The organism is Pseudomonas laurentiana (assembly GCF_014648275.1).
Lineage (GTDB): Bacteria > Pseudomonadota > Gammaproteobacteria > Pseudomonadales > Pseudomonadaceae > Aquipseudomonas > Aquipseudomonas laurentiana.
This window is the reverse complement of sequence record NZ_BMQU01000001.1, coordinates 35,413-61,630: the sequence shown is the minus strand read 5'-3', so window position 1 is coordinate 61,630 and position 26,218 is coordinate 35,413. Positions and strand designations below refer to the sequence as shown.

Below are 26,218 nucleotides of genomic sequence, written 5' to 3'. Positions count from 1 at the left end.
AAACAGTCATACAGAGAAATAAGTATTTAAATTAAGCACTTAGCTCATCGTAGCGGTGATTTATCAAAATACTGTACACAAGTTATCCACAGATCGTCAGGGTACGCTATGGGCTTCATTCTGAGCCACCGGCGGCAGGGAGCCCATGTCGCGTTGGGTCTGCTCGTTCCAGGCGGCTGCGCGGTCATTGAGCTCGGCGATGGCCCGTGGGCCAGTACCTTCGGCCCACATTGGCGCACCGATGACGACCTCGATGGTGCCGGGCAATTTGCCCCAGCCTTCCTTGGGCCAGTACTTGCCGGCGTTGTGAGCAATTGGCAATACCGGCAGCCCGGCATTTACCGCCAAGGCGGTACCGCCACGGGAGAATTTGCCGATGGTGCCAAATGGCACACGGGTGCCCTCCGGGAAAATCAGTACCCAGATGTTTTGCTTGAGCAGCTTGTCACCTTCGCTGGCGACCTGTTTCAACGCGGCCTTGGGGTTGTCACGATCAATGGCAATGGGTTTGAGCATGGCCATTGCCCAGCCAAAGAACGGTACGTAGAGCAGTTCGCGCTTGAGCACCTGGCTCAAGGGCTGGAAATAGGCGGAGAGGAAAAAAGTCTCCCAGGTGCTCTGGTGATTGGAAAGAATCACACAGGGCTGTTCAGGAATGTTCTCAGCCCCGGTTACCTTGAACCGTATACCGAGAAAAACCCGAACCAGAAGCAGTGCGAAGCGGCACCAATACACGTTGATAAAACGGTATCGGGCGCGGAACGACAGGAACGGCGCAATAAAAAAGCTCAGGGTGCACCAGAGCAAGGAGCTGGTACCCAACAGCAGGTAAAAAAGAAAGATTCTGATCGCCTGCAGGATCGACATAGCGGCATGTACCGTTGCGGGCTCGCCCGCCTGTTGGAGTGCACCGGAGGAACGCTCGTCGCAGAACCGTTACTGCGGTTCTGGAGGCGACGAAGATTCGGCGGCGCTCTACGTGTGGATAAGTGCTCTGGCGACGGCCGCCAGATCCTCGAAAACCAAGGTGCCTGCTGGTAGCCCTTTGCTCAGGGTCCGTTCGCCCTTCCCGGTTTTAACCAGAACGGGTTGTGCATCGACGGCCAGCGCGGCCTCCAAGTCACCCTTGCTGTCACCGACAAACCAAAGCCCGGTCAATTCCACTGCATAGTGTGCGGCAATGGTCTTGAGCATGCCCGGCTTTGGCTTGCGACAATCGCAGCCGTCATCCGGGCCATGCGGGCAATGGACTATCAGGCCGACCTCGCCACCCAGCTCGGCCACCAGGGCGCGTAGGCGCTCATGCATGGCGTCGAGGGTGGTCGTGGGGTAGTAGCCGCGTGCAATGCCGGACTGGTTGGTAGCGACTGCCACCGTCCAGCCGGCTTTGCTCAACTGCGCGATCGCTTCGATCGAGCCGGGAATCGGTATCCACTCCTCCACCGACTTGATGTACGCGTCGGAGTCCTCATTGATCACCCCGTCCCGATCGATAATCAGCAGTTTCAAGGCTTACCCCAGCAGCGAGATGTCAGCTACGCCCAGGAACAGACCGCGCAGGCGGCTGAGCAAGGCATAACGGTTGGCCCGAACTTTGGCGTCTTCGGCGTTGACCATCACTGCCTCGAAGAACGCATCAACCGGCTCACGCAGGGCAGCCAGACGCGCTAGCGACTCGCTGTACTGACGCGCTGCGGCCATTGGCTGCACCGCTTGATCGGCTTGTTGAATCGCCGAGTACAGGGAGAACTCGTTGGCGTTGTCGAAGTACTTCGGCTCGACGTGCTGGGCAACCGTGCCTTCGGCTTTGCTCAGCAAGTTGGATACCCGCTTGTTCACGGCGGCCAGTGCTTCGGCTTCCGGCAGCTTGCGGAAGGCTTGAACGGCTTGCACGCGCTGGTCGAAGTCCAGTGCAGAGCCTGGCTTCAGCGCACGTACCGACAGGTAAGTGGCGACGTCGATGCCTTCGTCTTCATAACGTGCACGCAGACGGTCGAAGATGAACTCGAGCACCTGATCGGCCAGCCCAGCGGTTTTGACCGTGTGGCCAAACTGGGCCACGGCGAAGGCCACGGCATCGTTCAGGTCCAGGTCCAGCTGTTTTTCGATCAGGATACGCAGCACGCCCAGCGCTGCACGGCGCAGGGCATAGGGGTCCTTGCTGCCGGTTGGCAGCATGCCGATGCCGAAGATACCGACCAGGGTATCGAGCTTGTCGGCGATGGCCACGGCGGCGCCGGTCAAGGTCGACGGCAGCTCGGCACCTGCACCGCGCGGCATGTACTGTTCGTTCAGGGCCAGGGCGACATCTTCCGGCTCACCGTCGTTCAGTGCGTAGTAGTAACCTGCTACGCCCTGCATTTCAGGGAACTCGCCGACCATCTCGGTGGCCAGGTCGCACTTGGACAGCAGACCGGCACGGGCGGCACGCTTGGCATCACCGCCGATATGCGGGGCGATGAAGGCGGCCAGCTTGGCCACGCGCTCGGCTTTATCGAAGACACTGCCCAGTTGGGCCTGGAACACGACGTTCTGCAGGCGCAGGTTGAAGCTTTCCAGGGACTGCTTCTTGTCTTGCTTGAAGAAGAACTCGGCGTCAGTCAGGCGCGGGCGCACGACTTTCTCGTTACCCAGGATGATTTGCTTCGGATCGCGGCTCTCGACGTTGGCCACGGTGATGAAGCGCGGCAGCAACTTGCCATCGATGTCCAGCAGGCAGAAGTACTTCTGGTTGTCCTGCATGGTGGTAATCAGGGCTTCCTGCGGCACTTCGAGGAAACGTTCCTCGAACGAGCAGACCAGCGGCACAGGCCACTCGACCAGCGCGGTCACTTCGTCGAGCAGTGCCGGAGGCACGATCGCGGTGCCTTCCTGCTGCATCGCCAGCTCGGCGGTACGCTTGCTGATCAGCTCGCGGCGCTCGGCGAAGTCGGTCAGAACGTAGGCCTTGCGCAGGTCTTCCTGGTAGCTGCCCGGCGAGCTGATGCGCACGTTTTCCGGGTGATGGAAACGGTGGCCACGGGACTCACGGCCGGCCTTCTGGGCGAGGATGGTGCAGTCGACCACTTCATCGCCCAGCAGCATGACCAGCCATTGGGTTGGGCGGACGAACTCTTCCTTGCGCGCGCCCCAGCGCATGCGCTTCGGAATGGGCAGGTCGTTCAGCGAGTCTTCAACGATGGTCGGCAGCAGGCTGGCGGTGGCCTTGCCCGGAATGTGCTGGGAGAAGCGCAGCTTGGCGCCGCTCTGGTCGATTTGCGCCAGCTCTACGCCGCACTTCTTGGCGAAGCCAAGGGCTGCCTGGGTTGGGTTGCCTTCGGCATCGAACGCGGCCTGGCGCGGTGGGCCATCGACATTGATGCTGCGGTCAGGCTGCTGGGTATCGAGCTGACGGATCAGTACCGCCAGGCGACGTGGTGCCGCGAACACGACCTTGTCGCTGTAGTTCAGGCCGGCAGCTTGCAGGCCTTTTTCGATACCGGCGAGGAAGGCATCGCCCAGGGCGCTGAGGGCCTTGGGTGGCAGTTCTTCGGTGCCCAGTTCAACCAGGAAATCTTGAGCACTCATTGTGCTGCCTCCAGCTTAGCCAGTACTTCATCACGCAGTTCGGGGGATGCCATCGGGAAGCCCAGCTTGGCGCGGGCTTGCAGGTAGCTTTGTGCCACGGCCCGGGCCAGGGTCCGTACACGCAGGATGTAACGCTGACGTTCGGTTACCGAGATGGCCCGGCGGGCGTCGAGCAGGTTGAAGGTGTGCGATGCCTTGAGGACCATTTCATAGGTCGGCAGCGGCAGCTCCAGCTCGATCAGGCGGTTGGCTTCGCTTTCGTAGAAGTCGAACAGCTCGAACAGCTTCTCGACGTTGGCGTGCTCGAAGTTGTAGGTCGACTGTTCTACTTCGTTCTGATGGAACACGTCGCCGTAGGTCACCTTGCCGAACGGACCGTCGGTCCAGACCAGATCGTAGACCGAGTCGACACCCTGCAGGTACATGGCCAGACGTTCCAGGCCGTAGGTGATCTCACCAGTGACCGGGAAGCACTCGATACCACCCACTTGCTGGAAGTAGGTGAACTGGGTGACTTCCATGCCGTTGAGCCAGATTTCCCAGCCCAGGCCCCAGGCGCCGAGCGTCGGCGATTCCCAGTTGTCCTCAACGAAGCGGATGTCATGGACCAGTGGGTCAAGACCGATGGCTTTCAGAGAACCCAGGTACAGTTCCTGGAAGTTCGCCGGGTTTGGCTTGAGTACTACCTGGAACTGGTAGTAGTGCTGCAGGCGGTTAGGGTTTTCGCCATAACGGCCGTCAGCCGGACGACGGCTGGGCTGTACGTAGGCGGCGTTCCAGGTTTCCGGGCCGACGGCGCGCAGGAACGTGGCGGTATGGAAAGTGCCGGCGCCTACTTCCATATCGTAGGGCTGAAGTACCACACAACCTTGCTCGGCCCAGTAGTTCTGCAGGGCGAGAATCAAGTCTTGGAAGGTACGCACGGCTGGCGTAGGCTGGCTCACGAAATTCACCTGTTTCTAGGGCTGCGAATATAAAGAGCGGGAGTATAACCCGATTCTTGCGGGCCTCTACCTATGGAGCCTTATGCCACGCTGCTTTTGGTGTACCGACGATCCACTTTATCAGGCGTATCACGACCTAGAGTGGGGTGTTCCGCTGCGAGATCCCGGCCGATTGTTTGAAATGTTGCTGCTCGAAGGCTTTCAGGCCGGGCTGTCGTGGATCACCGTATTGAAGAAACGAGAGCGCTACCGGCAAGTGCTGTTTGGCTTCGATCCTCAGCGACTGGCACAGATGAGCGACGACGAAATCGAGGAGCGCCTGCTTGATCCGGGCATCATTCGCAACCGTCTGAAGCTGAATGCCGCCCGCCGCAATGCCCGGGCCTGGCTTGAGCTGGAAAACCCAGTCGATTGGCTCTGGTCGTTTGTCGGCGGTGAGCCGAAGATCAATCATTTCAGCCAGCGCAGCGAGGTGCCTGCAGTGACCGTCGAGGCCCAGGCCATGAGCAAGGCGCTGCAGAAAGCCGGCTTCACCTTTGTCGGACCTACCATCTGCTATGCCTTCATGCAGGCCACCGGCATGGTCATGGATCACACCACCGATTGCGATCGCTACGCCGCCTTGCTGCGCTGAGGGGTACAATGCCCGGCTTGCAGAAGGAGGAACCTGCCTGTGGATAAATTCAAGGGCGCCTTGATGGTCGGGGTGCTGCGATTGTTTGCCAAGCTGCCGTGGGGCGCAGTGCAACGGGTCGGCGCGGCGATCGGCTGGATCATGTGGAAGCTGCCGAACAGCTCGCGCAATGTCGTGCGCATCAACCTGGCCAAGTGTTTTCCGGAGATGGACGCCGCCGAGCGTGAACGGCTGGTAGGCCGCACGCTGATGGACATCGGCAAGTCTTTCACCGAGAGCGCCTGTGCCTGGATCTGGCCAGCCAAGCGCTCGCTGGCGCTGGTGCGTGAGGTTGAAGGGCTTGAGGTGCTGGAAAAAGCCCTGGCGTCGGGCAAGGGTGTTGTTGGTATCACCAGCCACCTGGGCAACTGGGAGGTGCTCAACCACTTCTACTGCAGCCAGTGCAAACCGATCATTTTCTACCGTCCGCCCAAGCTCAAGGCCGTCGATGACCTGTTGCGCGAGCAGCGTGTGCAATTGGGTAACCGTGTCGCGGCCTCGACCAAGGAAGGCATCCTCAGCATCATCAAGGAAGTGCGCAAGGGCGGTCAGGTGGGTATTCCAGCCGACCCTGAACCGGCTGAATCGGCAGGTATCTTCGTGCCGTTTTTCGCTACCCAGGCGCTGACCAGCAAGTTTGTGCCGAACATGCTGGCCGGTGGAAAGGCCGTGGGGGTGTTCCTGCATGCACTGCGCCTGCCGGACGGTTCCGGTTTCAAGGTCATCCTTGAGGCGGCCCCAGAGGCCATGTACAGCGATGACACCGAAACCTCGGCTGCAGCGATGAGCCAGGTGATCGAGCGTTACGTGCGGGCCTACCCGAGCCAGTACATGTGGAGCATGAAGCGCTTCAAGAAGCGCCCTGCAGGCGAAGCGCGCTGGTATTGAGGCTAGCTTCGCTGGCAAGGCCGCCCCTGCAGGAGTCGGCCTTGCCAGCGACAAACACACCTCAGTGTTGAGCTTTATCGAGCTTTTTCAGAAACACCGTCATCTCCTTTTCCGCCTGCTTGTCGCCGTGTGCCTTTGCCGCGTCCAGGCCTTGCTGCCAGGCCTGGCGCGCCGCTATCAGGTCGCCCTGCGCCTGATGCGCCTTGCCCAGCAGCTTCCACGCCGCGGAATACTTCGGATCGAAATCCACACAGCGTTGCAGGTGTACGGCGGCTTCGGCAGCGTTGCCCTCATCCAGCCAGGATTTGCCCAGACCGAAGCGTAACAGGGCGTTATCCACACCCTTGGCGAGCATTTTTTCCAGCGATTCGCGCATCTGCCGTTCCTCTTAGAAGAAGCTCAAGCCAACGTGGAAGAGTTTCTCGACGTCACGGATGTACTTTTTATCCACAACAAAGAGGATCACCCGATCACCGGCTTCGATCACGGTGTCATCGTGGGCGATCAGCACTTCCTCGTCGCGGATGATTGCGCCAATCGTGGTGCCCGGCGGTAGCGCAATGTTTTCGATGGCCTTGCCGATGACCTTGCTTGATTTCGAATCGCCATGGGCGATGGCCTCGATGGCCTCGGCTGCCCCACGGCGCAGCGAGTGGACGCTGACGATATCGCCGCGCCGCACGTGGGCCAGCAAGGTGCCGATCGTCGCCAGTTGCGGGCTGATGGCGATGTCGATTTCGCCACCTTGAACCAGGTCGACATAGGCCGGGTTGTTGATGATGGTCATCACCTTGCGCGCACCGAGGCGCTTGGCCAGCAGTGAGGACATGATGTTGGCTTCGTCGTCGTTGGTCAGGGCCAGGAAAATGTCGGCTTCGGCGATATTCTCTTCGACCATCAGGTCGCGGTCCGAGGCGCTGCCCTGCAGGACTACGGTGCTGTCGAGGGTGTCGGACAGGTAGCGGCAGCGTGCCGGGTTCATCTCGATGATTTTGACCTGGTAGCGGCTTTCGATGGCCTCGGCCAGGCGCTCGCCGATCTGCCCACCGCCGGCGATGACCACCCGCTTGTTGGTTTCGTCGATACGTCGCAGTTCACCCATGACGGCGCGGATGTGGGCCTTGGCGGCGATGAAAAACACTTCATCGTCAGCTTCGATAACCGTGTCGCCCTGCGGCAGGATGGGTCGGTCGCGGCGGAAGATCGCTGCAACACGGGTATCCACATTCGGCATGTGCGCGCGGATCTGGCGCAGTTGCTGGCCCACCAGCGGGCCACCGTAATAGGCTTTGACCGCCACCAGTTGGGCTTTGCCGTCGGCGAAGTCGATCACCTGCAACGCACCTGGGTGTTCGATCAGACGCTTGATGTAATGGGTCACCACCTGTTCTGGGCTGATCAACACATCGACCGGAATGGCCTCGTTGTCGAACAGGCCAGCGCGGGTCAGGTAGGCTGACTCACGTACCCGGGCAATTTTGGTCGGGGTATGGAACAGGGTGTAGGCGACCTGACAGGCGACCATGTTGGTCTCGTCACTGTTGGTCACTGCAACCAGCATGTCGGCATCGTCGGCACCGGCCTGGCGCAGGACCGTTGGGAACGAACCACGGCCCTGGACCGTACGGATGTCCAGGCGGTCGCCGAGGTCGCGCAGGCGATCACCATCGGTATCGACCACCGTGATGTCGTTGGCTTCGCTGGCCAGGTGTTCGGCCAGTGTACCGCCGACCTGCCCTGCCCCCAGGATGATGATCTTCATCCGCTACTCCCCTTCCATTGTCGTTATCCGCGAGCCGCGGCGATCTTGATCAGCTTGGCGTAATAGAAACCGTCGTGCCCACCCTCTTGCGCCAGTAACTGGCGGCCATGAGGTTGACGGATCCCGGCGCTGGTCGCCAGGTCCAGCTCGCGGGCACCTGGCGTGCGGGCGAGGAAAGCCTCTATCACTTCCGTGTTTTCCGTTGGCAGACTCGAACAGGTGGCGTAAAGCAGGATCCCGCCGACTTCCAGGGTTGGCCACAGGGCATCGAGCAGTTCACCCTGCAGGCTGGCCAGGGCCGGAATGTCCTCGGCCTGGCGGGTCAGCTTGATGTCCGGGTGTCGGCGGATGACCCCGGTCGCCGAGCAAGGGGCGTCGAGCAGGATGCGCTGGAAGCCCTTGCCATCCCACCAGCTGGCGGTGTCCCGTGCGTCGCAGGCGATCAATTGGGCCTCAAGGCCCAGGCGGTCGAGGTTTTCCCGCACGCGTGTCAGGCGTTTGGCTTCCAGGTCGATGGCGACAACCTGCTGCAGTCCGGCCTCTGCTTCGAGCAGGTGGCAGGTTTTGCCGCCTGGGGCGCAGCAGGCGTCCAGCACCCGTTGCCCCGGGGCCAGGTCCATCAGGTCGGCGGCCAGTTGTGCGGCTTCGTCCTGAACGCTGATCCAGCCTTGGTCGAAGCCTGGCAGGTTACGCACGTCACTGGCTTCGGCCAGGACAATGCCATCGCGGCTGTACTGACACGGTGTGGCTTGAACACCGGCCTCGGCGAGCAGCTGCAGGTAGTTGTCGCGGCTGTGGTGACGACGATTGACCCGCAGGATCATCGGCGGGTGCGCGTTGTTGGCGGCGCAGATGGCTTCCCACTGCTCTGGCCAGAACGCCTTGAGCGATTTTTGCAGCCAGCGCGGGTGGGCGGTACGTACCACCGGATCGCGTTCCAGCGCACTCAGCAACTCACTGCCTTCGCGTTGGGCCCGGCGCAGCACGGCATTGAGCAAGGCCTTGGCCCACGGCTTTTTCAGCTTGTCGGCACAGCCAACGGTCTCGCCGATGGCCGCATGCGCGGGAGTACGGGTGTAGAGCAGTTGATACAGACCGACCAGCAGTAATGCCTGCACATCGGCGTCGGCACTCTTGAAGGGCTTTTGCAGCAATTGCTCGGCCAGTGCCGACAAGCGCGGCTGCCAGCGGGCCGTACCGAAGGCCAGGTCCTGGGTCAGGCCGCGATCACGCGCCTCGACTTTATCCAGTTGTGCCGGGAGCGAGCTGTTCAACGATGCCTTGCCGCTGAGAACGGCGGCCAGGGCGCGTGCTGCGGCCAGACGCGGGTTCATTGGCCCAGCACCGTGCCGATGGCGAATTTTTCGCGACGGCTGTTGAACAGGTCGCTGAAGCTCAGCGCTTTGCCCCCGGGCAGTTGCAGGCGGGTCAGGCGCAACGCCTGATCAGCACAGGCGACCAGCAGGCCATCCTTGCTCGCGCCGATGATTTCACCGGGTTGACCATGGCCTTCTGCCAGGGTTGCCGCGAGTACTTTCACGGCTTCGCCGCTCAGGGTGCTGTGGCACACGGGCCAGGGGTTGAACGCACGGATCAGGCGTTCCAGCTCAACCGCTGGCCGGTTCCAGTCCAGGCGCGCTTCGTCCTTGTTCAACTTGTGCGCATAGGTGGCCAGTGCATCGTCCTGCACTTCGCCCTGAAGCGTACCGTCGGCGAGGCCGGCAATCGCTTGCAGGACTGCGGGCGGGCCCATTTCGGCGAGGCGGTCGTGCAGGCTGCCACCGGTATCGGTGGCACTGATCGGCGTGCTGACCTTGAGCAGCATCGGCCCGGTATCCAGGCCCGCCTCCATGCGCATCACGGTTACGCCGCTTTCCCGGTCGCCCGCTTCCACGGCCCGCTGGATCGGCGCCGCACCGCGCCAGCGCGGCAGCAAGGAGGCGTGGCTGTTGATGCAACCCAGGCGCGGAATATCCAGCACGACCTGCGGCAGGATCAAACCATAAGCCACCACCACCATCAGGTCCGGTTGCAGGGCGGCCAGTTCGGCCTGGGCGTCGGCATCGCGCAGGGTCGGCGGTTGCAGCACGGGGATACCGTGCTGCTCGGCCAATTGCTTGACCGGGCTAGGCATCAGTTTTTGTCCGCGCCCGGCGGGCCGGTCTGGCTGGGTGTAGACAGCGACGATGTCGTAGGGGCTGTCGAGCAGGGCTTTGAGGTGTTCGGCGGCAAACTCAGGAGTGCCCGCGAAGACGATGCGCATGGAGTTCTCGCTTAAAAAAGAAAAAGGCTTGCCGGAGCAAGCCTTCTGGATGAGGGGATCACGCTTGCTGGCGGTGAAGTTTTTCCAGCTTTTTCTTGATCCGGTCGCGTTTCAGTGTCGACAGGTAATCGACGAACAGCTTGCCGTTGAGGTGATCGCACTCATGTTGAATGCACACGGCCAGGAGGTCTTCGGCGATCAGTTCAAACGGTTGGCCATCACGGTCCAGGGCCTTGACCCGGACACGCAGTGGGCGGTCGACGTTCTCGTAGAAGCCCGGTACCGACAGACAGCCTTCCTGATACTGGCCCATGTCGTCGGTGAGCATTTCCAGCTCGGGGTTGATGAACACCCGTGGTTCGCTGCGGTCTTCGCTCAGGTCCATGACCACGATGCGCTTGTGCACGTTGACCTGGGTTGCGGCCAAGCCGATACCCGGCGCTTCGTACATGGTTTCAAACATGTCGTCGACCAGCTGGCGTACGGCGTCGTCAACTTCCACTACCGGTTTGGCGATGGTGCGAAGACGCGGGTCAGGGAATTCGAGGATGTTCAGAATGGCCATAAGCGTATGAGCTGCACTGTGCGAAGTAATACAAACATGAATGCACATAATAAAGGGATTCGACGCGTTCGGCACCTGTGAAAAGGTCAGCTAACGTTTAGCAGCTACCCCCATGCATCGGCCTGGTGAGCGGAGTGGTGTTGACTGACGCACATGTTGTCAATCGCTTATCAACAGAGTTATCCACAGCTTGTTATCGGCTTCACCGGGCCTCTGGATCAAGGATGATCAGATGATGTGCAGCGATTTTTCGACCTGTCCGCCAGCCGAACTGGAGGCACGCCTGCGCTTGCATCGGCTGCCAGAGCTTGGCCCCCGGCGTTTTCGTAAACTGATCGAGGCCTTTGGCAGCGCCTCGGCAGCACTCAGTGCACCTGCTGCGGCCTGGCGCCCATTGGGCGTGCCAGCCATTGCTGCCGAGGCGCGGCGCAGCCCAGATGTCCGAGACGGTGCTGCGGCTGCAATGGCCTGGCTAGAGCGCCCCGGTCAGTGTTTACTGATGTGGGACGCAGCCACATACCCGGCCTTACTGGCTCAGTTGGACGATGCCCCGCCGTTGCTGTTTGTGGCCGGTGACCCAAGCATTCTGGAGAAACCGCAGCTGGCGATCGTCGGCAGTCGGCGTGCATCACCCCCTGCCCTGGCGACCGCGGCGGCGTTTTCCCGTTGTCTGGCACAGGCTGGTTTTGTTGTCACCAGTGGTTTGGCCGCGGGCATTGATGGTGTGGCCCACCAGGCTGCACTGGACATTGGCGGGCAGACAATCGGGGTGGTTGGTACCGGGCTGCAAAAATGTTATCCACAGCGCCATCGGGCGCTGGCGGCGGCAATGGCTGAACGCGGTAGCGCAGTGGTGTCCGAGTTTCCGTTGGACGCCGGGCCCGTCGCCGGGAATTTTCCCCGGCGCAATCGCATCATCAGCGGCCTGTCGCTGGGCGTGCTGGTGGTCGAGGCCAGCCTGGCCAGTGGTTCGTTGATTACGGCACGTCTGGCCGCCGAGCAAGGGCGAGAGGTCTATGCCATTCCTGGGTCGATCCATCACCCGGGCGCCAAGGGCTGTCACCAATTGATCCGCGATGGCGCGCTGCTGGTCGAGAGCGTTGAGCACATACTGGAGACCTTGAGTGGGTGGCAGAACCTGCCGACGACGTCGTCGGTGTTGCAAGCGCCGTCCAACCCGTTGCTGGCACTACTCCTGGCTGCGCCGCAAAGCAGCGAAAGCCTGGCTCATACCAGTGGTTGGCCGTTGTCGCGTGTGTTGGCAGCATTGACCGAGCTTGAACTGGCCGGACAGGTCTGTAATGAAGCGGGCCGTTGGTTTGCTCAGCCTGGCTAAGTACACTGCTCATCAGCCTTTTAGCGGAGTGACAGCAATGGTGAGCAATTGGCGTGTGCAACAAGCTGCACGCGAGATTCGGGCGGGTGCGGTGATTGCCTATCCCACCGAAGCAGTCTGGGGTCTGGGCTGTGATCCCTGGAATGAGGAAGCGGTTGATCGGTTACTGGCAATCAAGTCGCGCTCGGTGGACAAGGGCTTGATCCTTATCGCTGACAATATCCGCCAGTTCGACTTTCTGTTCGAGGACTTCCCGGAAACCTGGCTCGACCGTATGGGCAGTACCTGGCCAGGTCCGAACACGTGGTTGGTACCCCACCAGGGAATGCTCCCGGAGTGGATTACCGGCATGCACGACACGGTTGCCTTGCGTGTTAGCGATCACCCGGTGGTGCGGGATCTGTGTGCGTTGGTCGGGCCGCTGGTGTCGACCTCGGCCAATCCCCAGGGCCGGCCGGCAGCCCGGACGCGGTTACGGGTTGAGCAGTATTTCCATGGCCAGTTGGACCTGGTGCTCGGTGGTGCCTTGGGTGGTCGCAAGCACCCAAGCGTGATTCGTGACCTGGCGACTGGCAACATCGTTCGGCCTGGTTGACCGGCAGTGAACTGCCCTTGCCAGTGATCCGCGCGCCATGAAAGAACAGGCATGGCGCTGCGGGTGTCACCGGCAAGGCGGGTTTCTACTGAAGGCGTATCAAGGCAACAGCACTGTGGACCCGACTGTCCGCCGCGCCGACAGTTCGGCCTGGGCCTTGGCGGCTTCGCTCAACGGGTAGCGTTGCTGTATATCCACCGTCAGCTTGCCGCTGGCGATCATCCCAAACAACTCATCAGCCATCGCTTGAGTGTTGGCGGCGCTGTTGGCGTAGCTGGCCAGCGTTGGCCGGGTGACATACAGCGAACCTTTCTGCGCCAGAATGCCCAGGTTGACGCCGCTGACTGCCCCGGAGGCATTGCCAAAGCTGACCATCAGGCCGCGTGGTGCCAGGCAGTCAAGAGACGTCAGCCAGGTATCCTGACCAACACCGTCATAGACCACCGGGCATTTCTTGCCATCCGTCAGCTCCAGAACCCGCTTCACGACGTCTTCGCGGCTGTAGTCGATGGTCGCCCAGGCGCCCAGTGCCTTGGCACGTTCGGCTTTTTCCGCCGAACTTACGGTACCGATCAGCTTGACCCCAAGGGCCTTGGCCCATTGGCAGGCGAGTGAGCCGACACCCCCGGCAGCGGCATGGAACAGAATGGTCTGGCCCGGTTGCACGGCATAGGTCTGGCGTAGCAGGTACTGCACGGTCAGGCCCTTGAGCATGACGGCGGCAGCCTGTTCAAAGCTGATGGTGTCCGGCAGTTTCACCAGATTGGCCGCTGGCAGCACATGCACCTCACTGTAGGCGCCCAGCGGGCCGACAGCATAGGCCACGCGGTCGCCGACCTTGATATGCTCGACGCCCTCGCCGACGGCTTCAACTACGCCCGCGCCTTCTGTGCCCAGGCCCGAGGGCAGTGACGGTGGTGCGTAGAGGCCGCTGCGGAAGTAGGTATCGATGAAGTTCAGGCCAACGGCCTGATTGCGCACACTGACGTGCTGTGGCCCGGGTGCCTGTGGTTCGAAATCGACCCACTGCAGGACCTCTGGACCTCCATGCTGGCTGAACTGGATACGCTTGGCCATCTGTTCTCTCCTGTATCGATCCTGGGGAAAGCTGCTATCGGACTCTGTTGCTTGATCGCCGTCAACTGCGGCAGGCCCATGGCCGGTGGTATGCTACGCGCCGAATTTGCCTTAGCCCGTTTCCAGGTGATCTGATGACTAGCCGCACCGAGGCCGTGAAAGCCTACCTGCTTGACCTGCAAGACCGGATTTGCGCTGCCCTTGAGAACGAAGACGGCGGTACACGTTTCGTCGAGGACAGCTGGACGCGTGAAGCTGGCGGCGGCGGGCGAACCCGAGTCATCAGCGATGGCAAGGTGATCGAGAAAGGTGGGGTGAACTTCTCCCACGTGTTCGGCAGCGGTTTGCCGCCGTCGGCCAGTGCCCATCGGCCAGAACTGGCGGGGCGTGGTTTTGAGGCGCTCGGGGTGTCGTTGGTGATCCACCCGCACAGCCCGCACGTGCCGACTTCTCACGCCAACGTGCGTTTTTTCATCGCCGAGAAAGAAGGCGAGGAAGCGGTCTGGTGGTTTGGCGGCGGTTTTGACCTGACACCTTACTACGCCAATGAAGAAGACTGTGTGCATTGGCATCGGGTTGCCGAGCAGGCCTGCGCACCGTTTGGCGCTGACGTTTACCCGCGTTACAAAGCCTGGTGCGATCGCTACTTTCACCTCAAGCACCGTAACGAGCCTCGCGGTATCGGTGGCTTGTTCTTCGACGACTTGAACGCGTGGGACTTCGACACCTGCTTCGCCTTCATGCGGGCTATCGGCGATGCCTACGTTGAGGCCTATCTGCCCATCGTCCAGCGTCGCAAGGCCCAGCCGTACACGGCACAGCAGCGTGAATTCCAGGAGTTCCGCCGTGGCCGTTATGTGGAATTCAACCTGGTTTATGACCGTGGCACCCTGTTCGGCCTGCAGTCGGGTGGGCGTACCGAGTCGATCCTGATGTCGCTGCCGCCGCAAGTGCGCTGGGGCTACGACTGGAAGCCTGAACCCGGCAGCGAGGAAGCGCGCTTGACCGAGTACTTCCTGCAGGATCGTGATTGGCTTGGCGAAGCTGTCAAAGCCGGTCATTGAACCGCGTTGTGGATAACTCGCAGTGGATAACTTGCCCGTGCCTCGGGCCTGACTCAGGAATCGCGTGAATGGACCAGTATGTCGTCTTCGGCAACCCGATTGGCCACAGCAAATCGCCTTTGATCCATCGGCTGTTTGCCGACCAGACCGGTGAGCACTTGGAGTACAGCACCCTGCTTGCGCCGCTGGACGACTTCAGTAACTGTGCCCTGGGCTTTTTCAAGCAGGGTCGTGGGGCCAATGTCACCGTGCCGTTCAAGGAAGAAGCCTTCCGCATGGTCGATAGCTTGACCCCGCGGGCGCGCCGAGCCGGTGCGGTGAACACCTTGAGCAAGTTGGCTGATGACAGTCTGCAGGGCGACAACACTGATGGCGCCGGGCTGGTCCGTGACCTGACCGTGAATGCCGGGGTGCAACTGACTGGCAAGCGCATTTTGCTGCTCGGCGCCGGTGGCGCCGTGCGTGGTGTGCTGGAACCGTTGTTGGCGCACAATCCGGCGTCGCTGGTGATTGCCAACCGCACGGTGGAAAAGGCCGAACAACTGGCGCGCGAGTTCGCTGACCTTGGACCGGTGGCGGCCAGTGGGTTTTCCTGGTTGAAAGAGCCGGTTGACCTGATCATCAATGCCACCTCGGCCAGCCTGGCCGGTGAGGTACCGCCGATTGCCGCCAGCTTGATCCAGCCGGGACATACCGTGTGCTACGACATGATGTATGGCAAGGAACCGACCCCGTTCTGCCGCTGGGCCAGCGAAAAGGGTGCGGCGCAGGTGCTGGACGGTTTGGGCATGCTCGTTGAACAGGCCGCCGAAGCGTTCTTCATCTGGCGTGGTGTACACCCTGATACCGCGCCTGTCCTCGATGAGTTACGCCGCCAGCTGGCGCGTGGCTAATCCTCGAAATGAATGGGGCAGTGCGCTGCCCCCTCCAGCTTGTGCAACTCTTCTATCACCTGGGGTCGTGCGCGACGTAGTGTCAGGCTGCCATCCTGCCGACGCAGGCGGCGGGCTTCACGGTGCAGCATCTCGACGCCGGAATAGTCGATGAAGTTGATCTGTCGCGCATCGATCACCACTTTCGGGCCTTGGCAGCGTTGCAGGCGCACCTGCAAGTAATGGCTGGCGCCGAAGAAAATCGACCCGCCGACCCGCAGGATATCCTCATCACCTTCCCGGCTGTGCTGGACGCTAGGCTGCGATGTGCGCTTGAGGTAGAAGAACAGCGATACCAATACGCCCGCATAGATAGCGGTCTGCAATTCCAGCAGCAGCGTGGCGGCGCAGGTCACCGCCATCACCAGGAACTCCGCTCGGCTGACGCGGAACAGTGCCCGAATCGCCTGGTGGTCAACCAACCCCCAGCAAATCAGCAGAATACTGCCGGCCATGGCCGGTAGCGGAATGTGGGCGATCAGCGTGGCACCGGTTACGGCGAACAGCGCGACCCACAGCGCGGAAAACACGCCGGCCAGCGGCGAGCGGGCACCTGCTTCCAGGCTCAATCCCGAGCGGGTGAAAGAGCCAGAGGACAGGTAACCGGAGAAGAAGGCCCCGACCATGTTCGACAGGCCCTGAGCGCGGACTTCCTGATTGACGTTGATCAGTTGCTCCGAGCGTGCTGACAATGCACGGGCAATCGACAGGCTCGTCACCAGACCGAGCATACCCACCGCTACGGCACCGGGCAGCAGTCGCAGCAGCAGTTCCAGGTCCCATAGTGGCAGTGGACTCAAGGGCGGTAGTTGGCCGACGAAGCCCTGCACCCGTGCTACCTGGCCGAAGGCGGAGGGCCATAACCCGCTCAGCAGGCTGGCGCTGGCCAGGCTGATCAACAGGCTCGGCCAACGCGGTCGCAGCTGTCTCAGGGCAATGCCCAGCAGCAGCGTACCCGTACCTAGGACGAGTGAACGCAGGTCGGCGTCTTTTGCATGCTCAAGCAGGCCCTGCAAGGCTTTCAAGGCCGTTGTCTGGCTGGGCAGGTTCAGCCCCAGAAGGCTGGGGAGTTGCCCCAAGGCAATAACCACGGCGGCGCCGAGGGTGAAGCCGAGTACCACGGGCTGGGAGACAAAATTGACCAGAGCACCGAACCGGAGCATGCCCAGCACGCACTGAAACACGCCGGCGAGGAACGTCAGCAGCAGGATAAGCGTGATGTAATCGCTGCTGCCCACGACGGCCAGAGGGCTGACACTGGCATACAGCACGACCGATATCGCGGCGGTGGGGCCGCAGATCAGGTGCCAGGACGAACCCCACAGGCACGCGATCAGCACCGGCACGATGGCTGCGTACAGGCCATACTCGGCGGGCAGTCCTGCGATCAGGGCATAGGCAATGGATTGTGGCAGGGCCAGGATCGCCCCGCTCAGGCCTACGTGCAGGTCGCGGCCAATGCTGGCACGGGTCTGCCGAGGTAGCCAGGAGAGGAACGGCAGCAGTGTGTGGCGGTCGGGCCAGGCCATGGGGTTCTCGGTCGGCTGAGCAGTGCACAGGGTGCGATTTCCTGCGCGGTGGTGCAAGCCGTCACTGAGCGGGCGGCGTATAGTTGTGAAAGTTCTTTGGGGTCAGGAGTTCGTGTGCAAAGAATCAAGGGCTATCACGCCCACGTCTATTACGACGCTAGCACCATGGCACAGGCCCGGGCGCTGTGCGAGGAAGCTTCACAGTTGTTTCCGGTGACGATGGGGCGGATGCACCAGCAGCCAGTAGGGCCACACCCCGACTGGAGTTGCCAGTTGGCGTTTGCCCCGGAAGTGGTCGGCGTGGTGCTGCCGTGGCTGGCGTTGTACCGCCATGGGCTGGTGGTGTTCCTGCACCCGCTGACCGGTGATGAACTGGCCGATCATCGTGACCATGGGATCTGGATGGGGGCGGTGCGACCGCTCGACCTGTCGATCTTCAGTCAAGCGTGAGGTGCCGCAAGCAAGCCCCCAAAAGGTGCAGGAGGCTTGCTTGCGATTGAGGCTTACGCCTTGCGTGCTGCCCGCACACCTTCGGCCAGCGCCGAGCACAGCTCCAGCACATCGCCTACGGCCTGTTCAGCGTTGGTTGCGTGGGCAATCTTGTCCACCAGTGCCGAGCCGACGACCACGCCGTCTGCCAGTCGGGCGATGGCCGCGGCCTGTTCCGGTGTGCGGATGCCAAAGCCAACACTGATCGGCAGGTCGGTATGCCGACGCAGGCGCTCGATGGCGCTGCTGACTTGATCGGTGGTGGCAGAGCCTGCACCGGTCACGCCTGCAACCGAGACGTAGTAGACAAAGCCCGAACTGCGCTCCAGCACGCGCGGCAGACGTGCATCGTCGGTGGTCGGGGTGGTCAGGCGGATGAAGTCGATCCCGGCGGATTGGGCCGGAGTCGCCAGTTCGGCATCATGCTCTGGCGGCAAATCAACAATGATCAAGCCATCGACACCGGCTTCCTTGGCTTCAGCGACGAAGGCTTCGACACCAAAGCGGTGGATCGGGTTGTAGTAGCCCATCAAGACAATGGGCGTGGTGCTGTCGTCGACACGGAACTCGCGCACCATCTGCAGGGTTTTCGCCAGGGTCTGACCGGCGTCCAGGGCGCGCAAGGTCGCCAGCTGGATTGCCACGCCATCGGCCATTGGGTCGGTGAAGGGCATCCCCAGTTCGATCACGTCGGCGCCAGCCGCTGGCAGACCCTTGAGAATGGCCAGTGAGGCATCGTAGCCTGGGTCGCCGGCGGTGACGAAGGTGACCAGTGCCGCACGGCCTTCGGCCTTGAGCGTGGCAAAACGTTGTTCAAGACGGCTCATGCCTGCTTCTCCTGCTGTGCGGTCGCTGCCATATGGTTCATCACGGTTTGCATGTCTTTGTCGCCGCGCCCGGACAGGCACACCACCATCAGGTGATCCTTGGGCAGGGTCGGTGCGCGTTTGATCGCTTCAGCCAGGGCGTGGGCGGTCTCCAGCGCCGGGATGATGCCTTCCAGGCGGCAGGTGGTGTGGAATGCGGCCAGGGCTTCATCATCGGTGATGCTGACGTACTCGACACGCTTCACTTCGTGCAGGTAAGCGTGTTCCGGACCGATGCCCGGGTAGTCGAGACCCGCAGAAATCGAGTGGGCGTCGGTGATCTGGCCGTCTGCGTCCTGCAGCAGGTAGGTACGGTTACCGTGCAGTACGCCCGGTACACCGCCGTTGAGGCTGGCAGCGTGCTTGTCGGTGTCAACGCCATGGCCACCGGCTTCGACGCCGATAATCTGCACGCTGGCGTCATCAAGGAAGTCGTGGAACAGGCCCATGGCGCAGGCTGTCAGGCAGGCGACCTTCCTTGGCGTTCATCTGTTCGCGGGTTTCCTTGCCGATGATCGACTGGAAGTCACGAACCATGGCGGGATACGGGTGCGGACCTGCAACAGTACCAATCAGGTAGAAGGTCTCATCAACGTTGGTCACCCAGTCGCGCAGGGCTTCGTTCATCGCGTCCTTGAGCGTACCGGTACCGGCAGTGACGGGGACGATCTCGGCGCCCAGCAGCTTCATGCGGAACACGTTGGCCTGCTGACGCTCGATGTCAGTGGCGCCCATGTAGATCACGCAAGGCAAGCCAAAGCGGGCGGCAACGGTGGCAGTGGCCACGCCGTGCATGCCGGCGCCGGTTTCAGCGATCAGGCGCTTTTTGCCCATGCGCTTGGCCAGCAATACCTGGCCGATGCAGTTGTTGATCTTGTGCGCGCCGGTGTGGTTGAGCTCTTCGCGCTTGAAGTAGATCTTTGCACCGCCGCAGTGCTCGCTCAGGCGTTCAGCGAAGTACAGCGGGTTAGGGCGACCGATGTAATCGCGCTGGAAGTAGGCCAGTTCTTCAATGAAAGCAGGGTCGGCCTTTGCTGCTTCGTATTCTTTGGCCAGGTCAAGAACCAGTGGCATCAGGGTTTCCGCGACGTAACGGCCGCCGAAATCGCCAAACAGGCCGTTGGCATCAGGGCCGCTGCGGTAGTGGGTCTGGGTCATGGGTCGCTCCAGGGCGTTATCTAGACTGGGATTGGCTCTACTCTAACCACGACACGCACATCTGAAAACCGATAAGATCGCCACAACCTGTCAGGAAAACTCACAAATAAAATGGCCCACGACTTGCCTCCCCTGAACGCTTTGCGAGCGTTTGAAGCCACCGCCCGGTTAAACAGCGTCAGCCAGGCTGCCGAGCAACTACACGTTACCCACGGGGCAGTCAGCCGTCAGCTCAAGGTATTGGAAGAGCACTTGGGCGTGAGCTTGTTCGTCAAGGATGGGCGCGGCATTAAACTCACAGATGCCGGAGTGCGGCTACGGGATGCCAGTAGCGATGCGTTCGAGCGCCTGCGGGCCGTGTGCGCCGAGTTGAGCCGCGACAGTGCCGAGGCGCCCTTCGTTCTGGGCTGTTCAGGTAGCCTGCTGGCGCGGTGGTTCATACCGAGGCTGGGGCGGTTGAAAGCCGATTTGCCGGAGTTGCGGCTGCACTTGTCTGCGGGCGAAGGTGACCTTGATCCGCGCCGCCCAGGCCTGGATGCCCTCTTGGTGTTCGCTGAACCGCCGTGGCCTGCAGACATGCAGGTACATGTGTTGGCCGAGGAGCGTATCGGTCCGGTGCTGAGCCCGCACTTCAGCGGCTTTGCGCGCTTGCAGCAGGCACCGGCCAGCGCCTTGCTCGGTGAAGCGTTGTTGCAGACCACATCGCGCCCACAGGCGTGGCCCAGTTGGGCCCGGCAACAAGGTCTGGACCCGCAGGCGCTGAGGTATGGGCAGGATTTTGAGCACCTGTATTACCTGCTGGAGGCGGCTGTCGCCGGCCTCGGTGTTGCCATCGCGCCACAGCCCCTGGTAGCCGATGACCTGCGCGCCGGACGTCTGGCTGCACCGTGGGGTTTTTGCCAGACCCACGCCGCGCTGGTGCTGTGGGTGCCACGCCGCGCAGCCGACGGGCGCGCCGAACAGCTTGCCCGTTGGCTGCGTGCCGAATTGGCGCAGCAAATTGCCTGATGGTTGCATGGGTTCGGCAGGTAAATCCGTATGGCGCTGCTAGGCTCTGAATTCAGGCCCGTCAGGAGAAACGCCATGTCCGATCATCACACTTACAAGAAAGTCGAGCTTGTCGGCTCATCCCCCAACAGCATCGAAGAGGCCATCAACAATGCGCTGGCCGAGGCTGGCAAGAGTATCCAGCTCCTGGAGTGGTTTGAGGTGGTCGATACCCGTGGGCATATCAAGGACAACAAGGCCGCGCATTTTCAGGTGACGCTCAAGGTGGGTTTTCGCATTGCCAATAGTTGATGCGTCCTGATGCCGCAGTACTGGCTTGAAGGCGTAGCTTGGGGTACATAGGTAAAGATGCCGGGCAATGTCCGGTACCCGTTTCTTTTTGATCTGAACAAGGAAAGCGATCGATGAAGAAGGTGGTTATGGCGTTCGGTTTGATGATGCTCGCTGGAACGGCTTTGGCAGCCGGTAAACCCTGCGAAACACTGAAGAGCGAGATCGACGCGAAGCTCAAGGCGAAGGGCGTTTCCGGTTATTCACTGGAGATCGTTGCCAAAGGGGCCGCTGCGGGTGGAAAAGTTGTAGGTACCTGCGAGGGCGGTACCAAGGAAATCATCTACAAGCGCGGGTAAGCCAGTAAGCGTCGGCTCCCGCGGTTTACACCTGCGCAGGAGCCGACATTGCCACGTGAATGGCTTGATAACGTTATCGGCTGCCAAGCACCGTCTGCGCCAACAACTCGTAAGACCGTATCCGGTCTGCATGCTCATACAGGTCGCAGGTGAAGATCAGCTCATCGGCCTGGGTCTGCTCCAGCAATACCTCCAGTTTGGCGCGGATCTTCTCCGGGCCGCCGACCATTGCCAGGCCAAGGAAACTGCCCACTGCTTCGCGTTCGTGGGGCAACCACAGGCCATCCATTGATTCTACCGGCGGGCGTTGCATCAGGCTTTGCCCCCGCATCAATGCCAGGATGCGCTGGTACACCGAGGTGGCCAGGTAATCGGCCTGCTCGTCGGTATCGGCGGCGACCAACGGTACACCGAGCATCACATAAGGTTTGTCGAGCACGGCTGAAGGCTGGAAATGGTTGCGATACACGCGAATGGCTTCGTGCATGTAGCGTGGGGCGAAATGTGAGGCAAAGGCGTAGGGCAAACCCCGCTGGCCGGCCAGTTGGGCGCTGAACAGGCTTGAGCCGAGCAGCCATATCGGTACCTGAGTGCCATAGCCGGGCACAGCGATCACTTTTTGATCAGCTGTACGCGGGCCCAGGTAGCGCGCCAGCTCGGCAACATCTTCAGGGAAGTCGTCGGCACTGCCGGAGCGTTCACGGCGCAGGGCCCGGGCGGTCAATTGATCGGAACCTGGTGCACGGCCCAGGCCCAGGTCGATTCGGCCTGGATAGAGGCTGGCCAAGGTGCCGAACTGTTCGGCTATGACCAGTGGCGCATGGTTTGGCAGCATGACGCCACCGGCACCGACGCGAATAGTCGAGGTGCCGCCCGCCAGGTAACTGAGCAGTACTGCCGTGGCCGAACTGGCAATGCCGTCCATGTTGTGGTGTTCGGCAACCCAAAAGCGGTTATAGCCGAATTTTTCGACATTACGCGCCAGATCGATGGCGTTTCGTAGGGATTGTGCCGGACCGCCGTCCTGGCGTACTGGCACCAGGTCGAGGGTGGAAATCTTGATATCCGCAAGTCGCTTCATGGGCTGCTGGGGCTCCTGGACAGTCGTTTGGCCGACGTCGAGCGACGACCCTCCCTGCTCTGTATGGGCATATCCCCGGGATTCAATGCCCCGTCTATGAAATCGAGCTGAACTTGCCTGCCGTTTGGGTCTCTGAAACCAGGCAGGGCACAAGCCTTCGTGCCACTACAAGGAGCCGTTCAATGATTCGTTTTGTACTTACCGTATTGGCCATGCTGATGACGTCGGCGGTACTGGCAGCGCCCAAACCTTGTGAAGCGCTCAAGGCGGAGATCGAAGCCAAGATCCAGGCGCGTGGTGTTACCACTTACACCCTGGAAATCGTCCCCAACCACGAGGTTCATGACCAGAACATGGTCGTGGGGAGTTGCGACGGCGGAACCCGAAAGATCATTTACCAGAAGAATGATCGCTAGCACTCAGGGGATGCAGTGCACGTCTCGCTCCTCCGCGAGTACCTTGCGTTCGGCGTCGTAAAGCCACGCATTGGGGGTCATGCTCATTGCGCGGGCTTCCAGGCGGTAACGTTGGCCCGCTTGAAAGTTGTCGTAGCGAACGGTGAGGTAGCAGGTTCTTTCGACTGGCTCGCTGGTGAAACCGCCGGCATAGACTTCGTAGTCGAAACGCACGATCAGTTCGTGTGGGCCTGGTGGTACCTGGAAGTAGCGACCGTCATTCAGGCGCGTGCCGTCCAGACGATCAGCCATCACCAGACGACCAGGGGTAATAGTGTAGAGGTCGACCCAGGCCTGCTTGGTATCGATGGGGGGCAAGGGGTTGCTACAGGCGGCCAAGGTACTGACGGTGAGCAACATCAGCGGCTGGCGCATGATGGTCTCCAATGGCAGGTTTCAAAGTTCAAGCATAGCGCCATTATGCTCGTCAGGTACGCTGACAGCCTGCCGGTGATCCCTTGCCGACCAGCCGACGTTGGTCATCATAGAGCTTCACCCAGGGGTTCAGGCCGATACTCCCCGCCTCCAACTGATAGCGTTGACCAGCATTGAAGTCCTTGTATTTCACGTTCAGTTGGCAATCGCGCCACAGCGGCTCGCTGACCGGGCCAATATTGCCGGGAGCGACCGGGAACTGATAACGCACCGTCAGTTCATGACTACCGGGGGAGACTTCAAAGTAGCGTCTATCAGCCCAGGCTCGCTCGTCCACTTCAATGGCATGCAGTGATTCGTCCGAATGGGGCGTGAGGTCGATCCAGGCCTGGTTGGGGTCGGGGGCAGGCAGGCCTGCACAACCGGACAATATCAGCAGGCTGCAGGCAACAAGCATCATACGCATGGCAAAACTCCGGGTTGGCAGGATAGTCTTGAGGCGACAAGGACTTGAGCGGAACGCCTGGCGTCATGATTCGACTGATTTTTTTGCTGCGCTCAGGTCTTCGGGTACTCGACCGCGTCAGCCGGCTGTTTGTTCCCCTGTCAGCACTTTTGCTGCTCAGCGGTTGTTCCAGCCTGGGTTATTACGGCCAGTTGGCGAGTGGTCAGTGGCACCTGCTGCAAGCCCGCGAACCTGTGGCCGAGATCATCGCCGACCCTGCCCGCGATGCCACCTTGCGTGAACATCTGGCGAAGGCAGAGCAGGCCCGCGCCTTTGCCAGCGCGCAGCTGAAACTGCCGGACAACCGCAGCTATCGGGTGTATGCCGACATCGGTCGACCATTTGTGGTGTGGAACGTGTTCGCAACCCCCGAGTTCGCCCTTGAACCCCTCACCCATTGCTTCCCTGTTGCCGGTTGTGTGGCGTATCGCGGCTACTACACCCAAGGTGCGGCGCGTGGTGCGGCGGCACTGGCCCGGCAGCAGGGGCAGGATGTTTACATTGGCGGTGTGCAAGCCTATTCGACGCTGGGCTGGTTCGATGACCCGATCCTCAGTTCGATGATGGGTTGGGGGGATGAACGTCTGGCCACGCTGATATTCCATGAGCTGGCTCATCAGCGGGTGTACGTGAAGGATGACACCGAATTCAATGAGTCCTTCGCCACCTTCGTCGAGCAGGAAGGCACGCGCCAATGGCGCCAGGCGAGGAACTTGCCGCCCCAGCAGGACAGTACCAGTCAACAGCGAGACCAGTTCATCGCCTTGGTGTTGGCCAGTCGTGAACGCTTGAAGGCCTTGTACGCTGAACCTCTGGCGGTACCTGCCAAGCGTGCAGCGAAAGCTGCCGAGTTCGAGCGGCTGCGGCGTGAGTACCGGGCGCTGCGCGACAGCGCGTGGGGCGGTGTTGGCCGGTTTGATGCCTGGGTTGAATCGCCGCTGAACAACGCAAAGTTGTTGCCCTTTGGCTTGTATGACCAGTGGGTGCCGGCGTTTGCCACGTTGTTCAAGCAGGTGAATGGTGATTGGACGGCCTTTTACACCGCGGTGGAGGCTTGGGGGCGGTTGCCGCCAATGCAACGCAAGCAGGCGCTTGAGAATGCCCTGCACTGACGGACAGGCCCTGCCATCGGCACCCGTTACAGAAAGGCGCGATGCAGATCACTCAACGTGGCGAAGTGGTAGGCCGGTTGTTCGGCGTTGAGTTCCTCGAAACTGCCGAAGCCATAGCCCACTGCCGCTGCATCCAGGCCATTGCGGCGGGCTCCGATCAGGTCGTGCTTGCGGTCGCCGATCATCAGGGTTTGCGTCGGCTCAAGTTGCTCCTGCTCAAGCAGGTGGGCGATCAGTTCGACCTTGTCGGTGCGGGTGCCGTCCAGTTCACTGCCGTAGATGACCTTGAAATGGCGGTCGAACTCGAAGTGCCTTGCGATTTCGCGCGCGTACACCCAAGGCTTTGAGGTCGCGATGTACAGCGTCCTGCCCTGCCCTTGCAGTGCCTGCAATAGCTCGCCAACACCCTCGAAGACGCGGTTCTCATAAAGCCCGGTGACCTTGAAGCGCTCGCGGTAGAAGTTCACCGCGTCCCAGGCACGTGCTTCGTCAAAGTGATAGAACTGCATGAAGGCCTGCAGCAATGGCGGGCCGATGAAGTGTTCCAGGCGGCTCAGGTCTGGCTCGTCAATGCCCAGTTTGCTCAGCGCATACTGGATCGAACGGGTAATGCCCTCGCGCGGGTCGGTCAGGGTGCCGTCCAGGTCGAAGAGGATGTTCTGATAGTGCATGGCAATCTCTAATGGGCTGTGGATAACGTCATTCCGGGCGATCGTAGCCTTCAGCCAGGTGCTGGTCCTTGAGCTTGACGTAGTTGGCGGCGCTGTAAGGGAAGAAGGCGCGCTCCTTGTCGGTCAGCGGGCGTGCCTGCTTGACCGGGCTGCCGACGTAGAGGAAGCCGCTTTCCAGGCGCTTGCCAGGAGGCACCAGGCTACCCGCCCCGATGATGACCTCGTCCTCGACGACCGCGCCATCCATGATTGTGCTGCCCATGCCCACCAGGATCCGGTTGCCGAGCGTGCAGCCATGCAGCATGACTTTGTGCCCGATGGTCACATCGTCACCGATCAGCAGCGGGAACCCGTCCGGGTTGAAGGGGCCGGCGTGGGTGATATGCAACACGCTGGCATCCTGCACACTGGTGCGTGCCCCGATGCGGATGCGGTGCATGTCGCCACGAATGACGGTCAGTGGCCAGACAGAGCTGTCGTCGCCGATCTCGACATCACCCAGCACGACCGCCGAGCGGTCGACAAAGGCCCGTTCGCCCAAGCGTGGCGTGTGGTTCTGGAAACTGCGAATGGCCATGATCGTTTCCTTGTATGGAATGTATAACTTTGGATAGCTGCGGGGAGCGCTGATTGTAATTAAGATGGGCCTGTGTTTCTTCTGCCAAGGTGTTTAA

Annotated in this window: 29 protein-coding genes and 1 pseudogene; 12 read left to right on the top strand and 18 right to left on the bottom strand. The window is 61.2% G+C overall.

Annotated elements, in window-relative coordinates; translation table 11 throughout:
- Positions 1-96: 96 nt before the first annotated feature.
- From IE038_RS00330 to glyQ, 4 genes are all read right to left on the bottom strand, one after another.
- The gene (locus IE038_RS00330; RefSeq protein ID WP_163932795.1) at positions 97-867 is read right to left on the bottom strand and encodes a lysophospholipid acyltransferase family protein; all 771 of its coding nucleotides are present in this window, start codon (positions 865-867) and stop codon (positions 97-99) included.
- Positions 868-975: 108 nt separating this feature from the next.
- Positions 976-1,509 (bottom strand): D-glycero-beta-D-manno-heptose 1,7-bisphosphate 7-phosphatase, encoded by a 534-nt coding sequence (gene gmhB / locus IE038_RS00325; protein WP_163932792.1) that lies wholly within the window; start codon positions 1,507-1,509, stop codon positions 976-978.
- A 3-nt stretch (positions 1,510-1,512) separates the two neighbouring features.
- Positions 1,513-3,567, bottom strand: coding sequence for a glycine--tRNA ligase subunit beta (gene glyS / locus IE038_RS00320; protein WP_163932789.1), 2,055 nt, complete (start codon positions 3,565-3,567; stop codon positions 1,513-1,515).
- Positions 3,564-4,511 carry a glycine--tRNA ligase subunit alpha gene (gene glyQ / locus IE038_RS00315; protein ID WP_099773224.1) on the bottom strand — a complete coding sequence of 316 codons (948 nt, stop codon included), beginning with the start codon at positions 4,509-4,511 and terminating at the stop codon, positions 3,564-3,566. The genes glyS and glyQ overlap by 4 nt, the downstream gene beginning before the upstream one ends.
- 82 nt (positions 4,512-4,593) lie before the next feature.
- Between glyQ and IE038_RS00310 the strand changes: the two genes are divergently transcribed.
- Entirely contained in the window at positions 4,594-5,145 is a 552-nt protein-coding gene (locus IE038_RS00310; RefSeq protein ID WP_189394933.1) for a DNA-3-methyladenine glycosylase I, read from the top strand.
- Positions 5,146-5,184: 39 nt separating this feature from the next.
- A complete protein-coding gene (locus IE038_RS00305) occupies positions 5,185-6,072 on the top strand; it encodes a lysophospholipid acyltransferase (RefSeq protein ID WP_163932786.1) in 888 nt (295 codons plus the stop codon).
- A 61-nt stretch (positions 6,073-6,133) separates the two neighbouring features.
- Here the strand turns inward: IE038_RS00305 and IE038_RS00300 are convergent, their stop codons facing one another.
- The 5 genes from IE038_RS00300 to def are packed head-to-tail and all read right to left on the bottom strand — an operon-like array spanning position 6,134 to position 10,662.
- Entirely contained in the window at positions 6,134-6,448 is a 315-nt protein-coding gene (locus IE038_RS00300) for a tetratricopeptide repeat protein (protein WP_163932783.1), read from the bottom strand.
- A 12-nt stretch (positions 6,449-6,460) separates the two neighbouring features.
- Positions 6,461-7,834, bottom strand: a complete 1,374-nt coding sequence (trkA, locus tag IE038_RS00295; RefSeq protein ID WP_163932780.1) for a Trk system potassium transporter TrkA — start codon at positions 7,832-7,834, stop codon at positions 6,461-6,463.
- 23 nt (positions 7,835-7,857) lie between these two features.
- Entirely contained in the window at positions 7,858-9,168 is a 1,311-nt protein-coding gene (gene rsmB, locus IE038_RS00290; protein ID WP_163932777.1) for a 16S rRNA (cytosine(967)-C(5))-methyltransferase RsmB, read from the bottom strand.
- Complete coding sequence (fmt, locus tag IE038_RS00285) at positions 9,165-10,097, bottom strand: methionyl-tRNA formyltransferase (protein ID WP_163932774.1); 933 nt, start codon at positions 10,095-10,097, stop codon at positions 9,165-9,167. Before fmt ends, rsmB begins: the two co-directional genes overlap by 4 nt.
- Positions 10,098-10,155: 58 nt before the next feature.
- Positions 10,156-10,662 (bottom strand): peptide deformylase, encoded by a 507-nt coding sequence (gene def, locus IE038_RS00280; protein WP_102053005.1) that lies wholly within the window; start codon positions 10,660-10,662, stop codon positions 10,156-10,158.
- A 232-nt stretch (positions 10,663-10,894) separates the two neighbouring features.
- On the opposite strand from def, the gene dprA reads away from it, so the two are divergent.
- Complete coding sequence (dprA, locus tag IE038_RS00275; protein WP_189394932.1) at positions 10,895-11,998, top strand: DNA-processing protein DprA; 1,104 nt, start codon at positions 10,895-10,897, stop codon at positions 11,996-11,998.
- 37 nt (positions 11,999-12,035) lie between these two features.
- Positions 12,036-12,593 (top strand): L-threonylcarbamoyladenylate synthase type 1 TsaC, encoded by a 558-nt coding sequence (gene tsaC / locus IE038_RS00270; RefSeq protein ID WP_163932771.1) that lies wholly within the window; start codon positions 12,036-12,038, stop codon positions 12,591-12,593.
- 99 nt (positions 12,594-12,692) lie between these two features.
- Here tsaC and IE038_RS00265 read toward each other — a convergent pair whose 3' ends face one another.
- Positions 12,693-13,670, bottom strand: coding sequence for an NADPH:quinone reductase (locus IE038_RS00265; RefSeq protein WP_189394931.1), 978 nt, complete (start codon positions 13,668-13,670; stop codon positions 12,693-12,695).
- A gap of 134 nt (positions 13,671-13,804) precedes the next feature.
- Here IE038_RS00265 and hemF point away from each other — a divergent pair, with 134 nt between their 5' ends.
- Both hemF and aroE read left to right on the top strand, forming a co-directional pair.
- Positions 13,805-14,734 carry an oxygen-dependent coproporphyrinogen oxidase gene (gene hemF / locus IE038_RS00260; protein ID WP_163932768.1) on the top strand — a complete coding sequence of 310 codons (930 nt, stop codon included), beginning with the start codon at positions 13,805-13,807 and terminating at the stop codon, positions 14,732-14,734.
- Positions 14,735-14,802: 68 nt separating this feature from the next.
- Positions 14,803-15,627, top strand: coding sequence for a shikimate dehydrogenase (gene aroE / locus IE038_RS00255; RefSeq protein WP_163932765.1), 825 nt, complete (start codon positions 14,803-14,805; stop codon positions 15,625-15,627).
- Here aroE and IE038_RS00250 read toward each other — a convergent pair.
- Positions 15,624-17,195 (bottom strand): SulP family inorganic anion transporter, encoded by a 1,572-nt coding sequence (locus tag IE038_RS00250; RefSeq protein WP_163932762.1) that lies wholly within the window; start codon positions 17,193-17,195, stop codon positions 15,624-15,626. The genes aroE and IE038_RS00250 overlap by 4 nt on opposite strands.
- A gap of 114 nt (positions 17,196-17,309) precedes the next feature.
- On the opposite strand from IE038_RS00250, the gene IE038_RS00245 reads away from it, so the two are divergent.
- Positions 17,310-17,645 carry a DOPA 4,5-dioxygenase family protein gene (locus IE038_RS00245; RefSeq protein ID WP_163932760.1) on the top strand — a complete coding sequence of 112 codons (336 nt, stop codon included), beginning with the start codon at positions 17,310-17,312 and terminating at the stop codon, positions 17,643-17,645.
- Positions 17,646-17,698: 53 nt separating this feature from the next.
- Here the strand turns inward: IE038_RS00245 and trpA are convergent, their stop codons facing one another.
- Positions 17,699-18,511, bottom strand: a complete 813-nt coding sequence (gene trpA, locus IE038_RS00240; protein WP_163932757.1) for a tryptophan synthase subunit alpha — start codon at positions 18,509-18,511, stop codon at positions 17,699-17,701.
- Positions 18,508-19,708, bottom strand: a pseudogene (gene trpB, locus IE038_RS00235) (tryptophan synthase subunit beta). Before trpB ends, trpA begins: the two are co-directional and overlap by 4 nt.
- A 111-nt stretch (positions 19,709-19,819) precedes the next feature.
- Between trpB and IE038_RS00230 the strand changes: the two are divergent.
- The 3 genes from IE038_RS00230 to IE038_RS00220 all read left to right on the top strand — a co-directional run bounded on the left by IE038_RS00230 (position 19,820) and on the right by IE038_RS00220 (position 21,345).
- Positions 19,820-20,716 carry a LysR family transcriptional regulator gene (locus tag IE038_RS00230; RefSeq protein ID WP_189394930.1) on the top strand — a complete coding sequence of 299 codons (897 nt, stop codon included), beginning with the start codon at positions 19,820-19,822 and terminating at the stop codon, positions 20,714-20,716.
- Between the two features lie 75 nt (positions 20,717-20,791).
- A complete protein-coding gene (locus tag IE038_RS00225; RefSeq protein ID WP_163932750.1) occupies positions 20,792-21,007 on the top strand; it encodes a dodecin in 216 nt (71 codons plus the stop codon).
- Positions 21,008-21,120: 113 nt separating this feature from the next.
- Entirely contained in the window at positions 21,121-21,345 is a 225-nt protein-coding gene (locus tag IE038_RS00220) for a DUF1161 domain-containing protein (protein WP_163932748.1), read from the top strand.
- Between the two features lie 73 nt (positions 21,346-21,418).
- On the opposite strand, the gene IE038_RS00215 is transcribed toward IE038_RS00220, so the two are convergent.
- Positions 21,419-22,426 (bottom strand): LLM class flavin-dependent oxidoreductase, encoded by a 1,008-nt coding sequence (locus IE038_RS00215; RefSeq protein WP_163932744.1) that lies wholly within the window; start codon positions 22,424-22,426, stop codon positions 21,419-21,421.
- 182 nt (positions 22,427-22,608) lie between these two features.
- On the opposite strand from IE038_RS00215, the gene IE038_RS00210 reads away from it, so the two are divergent.
- Entirely contained in the window at positions 22,609-22,842 is a 234-nt protein-coding gene (locus tag IE038_RS00210) for a DUF1161 domain-containing protein (protein WP_163932741.1), read from the top strand.
- Between the two features lie 3 nt (positions 22,843-22,845).
- Here the strand turns inward: IE038_RS00210 and IE038_RS00205 are convergent, their stop codons facing one another.
- Together IE038_RS00205 and IE038_RS00200 are read right to left on the bottom strand one after the other, a co-directional pair.
- On the bottom strand, positions 22,846-23,256 hold the full coding sequence (locus IE038_RS00205; protein WP_163932738.1) for a PA0061/PA0062 family lipoprotein: 411 nt from the start codon (positions 23,254-23,256) through the stop codon (positions 22,846-22,848).
- 52 nt (positions 23,257-23,308) lie between these two features.
- Complete coding sequence (locus IE038_RS00200) at positions 23,309-23,722, bottom strand: PA0061/PA0062 family lipoprotein (RefSeq protein WP_163932736.1); 414 nt, start codon at positions 23,720-23,722, stop codon at positions 23,309-23,311.
- A 65-nt stretch (positions 23,723-23,787) separates the two neighbouring features.
- On the opposite strand from IE038_RS00200, the gene IE038_RS00195 reads away from it, so the two are divergent.
- Complete coding sequence (locus IE038_RS00195; RefSeq protein ID WP_189394929.1) at positions 23,788-24,873, top strand: aminopeptidase; 1,086 nt, start codon at positions 23,788-23,790, stop codon at positions 24,871-24,873.
- A gap of 26 nt (positions 24,874-24,899) precedes the next feature.
- On the opposite strand, the gene IE038_RS00190 is transcribed toward IE038_RS00195, so the two are convergent.
- Positions 24,900-25,544, bottom strand: a complete 645-nt coding sequence (locus IE038_RS00190) for an HAD family hydrolase (protein WP_163932733.1) — start codon at positions 25,542-25,544, stop codon at positions 24,900-24,902.
- 28 nt (positions 25,545-25,572) lie between these two features.
- Positions 25,573-26,121 carry a gamma carbonic anhydrase family protein gene (locus tag IE038_RS00185; protein ID WP_065759086.1) on the bottom strand — a complete coding sequence of 183 codons (549 nt, stop codon included), beginning with the start codon at positions 26,119-26,121 and terminating at the stop codon, positions 25,573-25,575.
- Positions 26,122-26,218: the final 97 nt, after the last annotated feature.

Bases quoted from the DNA above. Each gene is read 5' to 3' on its own strand.
- IE038_RS00330 (WP_163932795.1), bottom strand. From the start codon at position 867: ATGTCGATCCTGCAGGCGATCAGAATCTTTCTTTTTTACCTGCTGTTG.
- glyS (WP_163932789.1), bottom strand. From the start codon at position 3,567: ATGAGTGCTCAAGATTTCCTGGTTGAACTGGGCACCGAAGAACTGCCA.
- IE038_RS00310 (WP_189394933.1), top strand. From the start codon at position 4,594: ATGCCACGCTGCTTTTGGTGTACCGACGATCCACTTTATCAGGCGTAT.
- IE038_RS00300 (WP_163932783.1), bottom strand. From the start codon at position 6,448: ATGCGCGAATCGCTGGAAAAAATGCTCGCCAAGGGTGTGGATAACGCC.
- trkA (WP_163932780.1), bottom strand. From the start codon at position 7,834: ATGAAGATCATCATCCTGGGGGCAGGGCAGGTCGGCGGTACACTGGCC.
- rsmB (WP_163932777.1), bottom strand. From the start codon at position 9,168: ATGAACCCGCGTCTGGCCGCAGCACGCGCCCTGGCCGCCGTTCTCAGC.
- fmt (WP_163932774.1), bottom strand. From the start codon at position 10,097: ATGCGCATCGTCTTCGCGGGCACTCCTGAGTTTGCCGCCGAACACCTC.
- def (WP_102053005.1), bottom strand. From the start codon at position 10,662: ATGGCCATTCTGAACATCCTCGAATTCCCTGACCCGCGTCTTCGCACC.
- dprA (WP_189394932.1), top strand. From the start codon at position 10,895: ATGATGTGCAGCGATTTTTCGACCTGTCCGCCAGCCGAACTGGAGGCA.
- tsaC (WP_163932771.1), top strand. From the start codon at position 12,036: ATGGTGAGCAATTGGCGTGTGCAACAAGCTGCACGCGAGATTCGGGCG.
- IE038_RS00265 (WP_189394931.1), bottom strand. From the start codon at position 13,670: ATGGCCAAGCGTATCCAGTTCAGCCAGCATGGAGGTCCAGAGGTCCTG.
- hemF (WP_163932768.1), top strand. From the start codon at position 13,805: ATGACTAGCCGCACCGAGGCCGTGAAAGCCTACCTGCTTGACCTGCAA.
- aroE (WP_163932765.1), top strand. From the start codon at position 14,803: ATGGACCAGTATGTCGTCTTCGGCAACCCGATTGGCCACAGCAAATCG.
- IE038_RS00250 (WP_163932762.1), bottom strand. From the start codon at position 17,195: ATGGCCTGGCCCGACCGCCACACACTGCTGCCGTTCCTCTCCTGGCTA.
- trpA (WP_163932757.1), bottom strand. From the start codon at position 18,511: ATGAGCCGTCTTGAACAACGTTTTGCCACGCTCAAGGCCGAAGGCCGT.
- IE038_RS00230 (WP_189394930.1), top strand. From the start codon at position 19,820: ATGGCCCACGACTTGCCTCCCCTGAACGCTTTGCGAGCGTTTGAAGCC.
- IE038_RS00225 (WP_163932750.1), top strand. From the start codon at position 20,792: ATGTCCGATCATCACACTTACAAGAAAGTCGAGCTTGTCGGCTCATCC.
- IE038_RS00220 (WP_163932748.1), top strand. From the start codon at position 21,121: ATGAAGAAGGTGGTTATGGCGTTCGGTTTGATGATGCTCGCTGGAACG.
- IE038_RS00215 (WP_163932744.1), bottom strand. From the start codon at position 22,426: ATGAAGCGACTTGCGGATATCAAGATTTCCACCCTCGACCTGGTGCCA.
- IE038_RS00210 (WP_163932741.1), top strand. From the start codon at position 22,609: ATGATTCGTTTTGTACTTACCGTATTGGCCATGCTGATGACGTCGGCG.
- IE038_RS00205 (WP_163932738.1), bottom strand. From the start codon at position 23,256: ATGCGCCAGCCGCTGATGTTGCTCACCGTCAGTACCTTGGCCGCCTGT.
- IE038_RS00200 (WP_163932736.1), bottom strand. From the start codon at position 23,722: ATGCGTATGATGCTTGTTGCCTGCAGCCTGCTGATATTGTCCGGTTGT.
- IE038_RS00195 (WP_189394929.1), top strand. From the start codon at position 23,788: ATGATTCGACTGATTTTTTTGCTGCGCTCAGGTCTTCGGGTACTCGAC.
- IE038_RS00190 (WP_163932733.1), bottom strand. From the start codon at position 25,544: ATGCACTATCAGAACATCCTCTTCGACCTGGACGGCACCCTGACCGAC.
- IE038_RS00185 (WP_065759086.1), bottom strand. From the start codon at position 26,121: ATGGCCATTCGCAGTTTCCAGAACCACACGCCACGCTTGGGCGAACGG.